4 protein-coding genes are annotated in these 3,930 nt (G+C 72.7%); 2 read left to right on the top strand and 2 right to left on the bottom strand.

From position 1 onward, the window contains the following. Window positions 1-83: 83 nt before the first annotated feature. Together ABZU52_RS32070 and mshA are read right to left on the bottom strand one after the other, a co-directional pair. Window positions 84-599, bottom strand: coding sequence for a YbjN domain-containing protein (locus ABZU52_RS32070; RefSeq protein WP_354974663.1), 516 nt, complete (start codon window positions 597-599; stop codon window positions 84-86). A gap of 57 nt (window positions 600-656) precedes the next feature. Further along, window positions 657-2,021, bottom strand: coding sequence for a D-inositol-3-phosphate glycosyltransferase (gene mshA / locus ABZU52_RS32075; RefSeq protein ID WP_354974664.1), 1,365 nt, complete (start codon window positions 2,019-2,021; stop codon window positions 657-659). Between the two features lie 203 nt (window positions 2,022-2,224). On the opposite strand from mshA, the gene ABZU52_RS32080 reads away from it, so the two are divergent. Together ABZU52_RS32080 and ABZU52_RS32085 are read left to right on the top strand one after the other, a co-directional pair. After that, on the top strand, window positions 2,225-2,989 hold the full coding sequence (locus tag ABZU52_RS32080; protein ID WP_354974665.1) for an SDR family oxidoreductase: 765 nt from the start codon (window positions 2,225-2,227) through the stop codon (window positions 2,987-2,989). Beyond that, the gene (locus tag ABZU52_RS32085) at window positions 2,986-3,774 is read left to right on the top strand and encodes a class I SAM-dependent methyltransferase (protein ID WP_354974666.1); all 789 of its coding nucleotides are present in this window, start codon (window positions 2,986-2,988) and stop codon (window positions 3,772-3,774) included. Before ABZU52_RS32080 ends, ABZU52_RS32085 begins: the two co-directional genes overlap by 4 nt. Window positions 3,775-3,930 lie beyond the last annotated feature (156 nt).

Genomic DNA, 3,930 nt, shown 5'->3' on the forward strand with positions numbered 1-3,930 from the left:
TACGCCGACGAGTCGTTCGACACGATGCTGGAGATCGGCTTCGGCAGTTCGATCCGGCGCGCGGGGCGCGGGCGCGCGGTGGGTCAGGTTGGGTCGGGGCCGGCGGTGGAGGGCTCGAAGAGGTGGGCGAAGGCGGCCAGGTTGGCGGTCGACTCGCCGCGCTTGACCCGCCACTCGTACTCGCGCCGGATCGAACTGCCGAAGCCGATCTCCAGCATCGTGTCGAACGACTCGTCGGCGTAGGTGAGGACGGCGCCGAGCAGCCGGTCCAACTCGTCGGCGTCCACGCCGGCCGGGTTGACCCGACCGGTCAGGTACACGTCGCCGACCGCGTCGGTGGAGAAGGAGACGCCGTACATCCGGGCGTTGCGCTGCAACAGCCAGGCCCACAGTTCCTCGCGGCGCTCGTCCGGTTGGCGCATCACGAACGCCTCGACGCGCAGCGCATGCTCGCCGACGATCAGGTTGCAGATCGTCTTGAGCTTGTGGGTGCCCGGCAGCGTCACCGCGTACGAGCCGGGGCCGGTCGACTCCCAGGCCAGGTCCCGCTCGGCGCAGACCGACTCGATCAGGGTCGCAAGATCGCTCTTCGGGCTCACCGGACCCACTCTACGACCGACCCGGCTCGCGCACCGGGTGGCGACCGACGTCCCCGGTCACCAGGAGCAGGAGAGCGCCGGGTCGCCTGCCAGGTCGGCGGCGAGTCGGGCGCGGTGCGCGGCGATCGCCTCGCCGTAGACCCCGAGCAGACCGTTGACCGTACGGTCCCAGGAGAAGTTGCTGGCGTGCTGCTCGGCGCCTCGGGCCAGCACCGACCGGAGGGCCCGGTTCGGCAGCAGGCTGCCCAGCGCACGGGCCCAGTCGACCGGGTCGTGCCCGTCGATGAGTACGCCACTGACCTGGTTCCGTACCGCGGTGACCAGCCCTCCGACGGCGGCGGCCAGCACCGGCGTACCGCAGGCCTGCGCCTCCAGGGCGACCAGCCCGAACGATTCGCTGTGCGACGGCACCGCGACCAGATCGGCCGCCCGGTACAGGGCCGGCAGGTCGTCGCCGGTGAGCGGTGGCAGGAACCGCACCCCGTCGGTGACCCCCAGCTTGGCGGTCAACTCGATCAGGGCGGTCGGCCGGTCCAGACCACTGCCGCTGGGCCCGCCACAGATCACCACGGTGACCTGGTCAGCAAGCGCCGGGTCGCGCTCCCGCAACGCGGCGATCGCGCGGATCAGCACGTCGGGGGCCTTGAGCGGCTGGATCCGACCGACGAAGGCAACCACGTACCCGTCGACGGGCAGCCCCAGCCGGCGACGGGCCTGGCGGGCGGCCACGGACCGGTCGCCCGGCGCGGGTCGGAAGCGGGCCAGGTCGACTCCCGGCTGCACGACGGACACCCGGGTCGGGTCGGCGTCGTACCGGTCGAGCAGGTCGGTGGCCTCGACCCGGGTGTTGGCGACCAGCCGGTCCGCCTCGGCGACGACCTGTTCCTCGCCGATGACCCGGGCCTTGGGCTCGGGCCGGTCGCCGGCCGCGAGCTGGGCGTTCTTGACCTTGGCAAGGGTGTGCGCGGTGTGCACCAGCGGCACACCCCAGCGTTCCTTGGCCAGCCACCCGACCTGGCCGGAGAGCCAGTAGTGGGAGTGGATCAGGTCGTAGTGGCCGGGCGGACGGGACGCCTCGGCGCGCAGCACCCCAGCCGTGAAGGCGCAGAGCTGACCGGGCAGTTCCTCCTTGGTGAGGCCCTCGAGAGGGCCGGAGGTGATGTGTCGGACCTGCACGCCCGGCGCCATCTCGACCACCGGGGGGAGGTCACCGGACGTCGCCCGGGTGAAGATCTCCACCTCCACGTTGGCCTCGGCGAGACGCCGGGCGACCTCGAGGATGTAGACGTTCATTCCGCCGGCATCACCCGTGCCGGGCTGGTGCAGGGGGGAGGTGTGCACCGACAGGGTGGCGATGCGGTGAGGCCGGGGCCACGGTTGGGTACCTCGCTGACGCCCGACACCGGTGTGCAGTTCCGCCACATCCGCTCCTTTGTCACGGTTAATGCCGTCTCGCACGACCGGCGCTTCTCGGTCAACCTGTACGCCGGGTGTCATCTTCCCCATCGGGCTTCGGAAATTCCCCGGCGCGGCCCCCCGAGGTGACGGACCTCATCACCGAACGCCCCCATGGCTGCCGTACGCCCGGTCGGGACGACTCCCACGGTCGGGGTGACAATGACGGGATGACCTCAGTCGCCATCGTCACCGGAGCGTCCAGCGGCATCGGCGCGGCCACCGCCCGCCGGCTCGCCGCCGAGGGCTTCCACGTGCTCGCCGCCGCCCGCCGCGCCGATCGGCTCACCGACCTGGTCGCCGAGATCACCGCCGCCGGCGGGCAGGCCACCGCGGTGACCTGCGACATCACCTCGGACGAGTCGGTGGCCCACCTGGCCGAGGTAGCCGCCCAGGCACCCGGGCCGGTCACTCTCCTGGTGAACAACGCCGGCGGCGCGCGAGGGCTGGACCCGGTGGAGTCCAGCTCGGTCGCCGACTGGCAGTGGATGTACGACGTGAACGTGCTCGGCACCCTCCGGGTCACGCAGGCGCTGCTGCCGGCACTGGAGGCGTCCGGTTCCGGCACCATCGTGGTGGTCTCGTCGACCGCCGGCCTGACCGTGTACGAGGGCGGGGGCGGCTACACCGCCGCGAAGCACGCGCAGACCGCCATCGCCGGCACGCTCCGCCTGGAGTTGTGTGGCCGACCGCTACGGGTCATCGAGATCGACCCGGGCATGGTCAAGACAGAGGAGTTCGGGCTGGTCCGCTTCGAGGGCGACGCGGAACGGGCGGCCGCCGTCTACGCGGGGGTGCCGGGGCCGCTGGTCGCCGAGGACGTCGCCGACTGCATCGCCTGGTGCGCCACCCGCCCCGAGCACGTCAACATCGACCGGCTGGTGGTCCGGCCACGGGCCCAGGCCGCCCAGCACAAGGTGCACCGGGTGACATGAGCCCTGCGGCGCGGCGCCGGCCGCTCGGCGTGGTCACCCGCGGCACGACCAACCCGAACCGACTCCGTCGGGTGGACAACTGGATCGTCGCCAGCTGCGCCGACCGGCTGTTGGCGGCGGACGACCCGCTGGTGGTCGACCTCGGCTACGGCGCCACCCCGGTGACCGCGGTGGAGTTGCGCGCTCGACTGGCGGCCGGGGTGCGTCCGGACGTACGGCTGGTCGGGTTGGAGATCGACGCGGCCCGGGTGGCGGCCGCGGCGCCGGCCGCCGACCCACCCGGGCTGACGTTCGCCCGGGGTGGGTTCGAGTTGGCCGGGCTCCGGCCGGTGCTGGTCCGCGCGTTCAACGTGCTGCGACAGTACGACGAGAGCGAGGTGGCCGAAGCCTGGCGGACGATGACCGCCGCGCTCGCCCCCGGTGGAGTGCTCGTCGAGGGCACCTGCGACGAGTTGGGGCGGCTGGCCAGCTGGCTGCTGATCGACGCCGAGGGCCCTCGGACGCTGACCCTGGCCGCGAAGCTCACCACCCTGGGCAGCCCTGCTGAGCTGGCCGAGCGGCTGCCCAAGGCGCTGATCCACCGCAACGTCCCCGGTGAGCCGGTGCACGCTCTGATCCGCGCTCTGGACGACGCCTGGCAGGCCGCCGCCCCGTACGCCACCTTCGGCCCCCGCCAACGCTGGCTGCGGGCGGTGACCCGTCTGCGTGAAACGGGCTGGCCCGTCCTCGACAACCCCACCCGCTGGCGCAAGGGCGAACTGACCCTCCCCTGGCCCCTCCCCTGACACCCCACCCCGCGCGCCGATCTCGGGGCTCGCGGCGAGCGAGGGCCCCGGTCGCGTCGATCATGCAGTTGTGGTGCCTCGCAAAAGGGGCGTATGCGGAGCTCACGCCCACCACAACTCCATGATCGCCGGGGCGGGGCGGCGGGGCGGGCGGGG

This window comes from Micromonospora sp. NPDC005220 (assembly GCF_040607895.1).
Taxonomy (GTDB): Bacteria; Actinomycetota; Actinomycetes; order Mycobacteriales; family Micromonosporaceae; genus Micromonospora.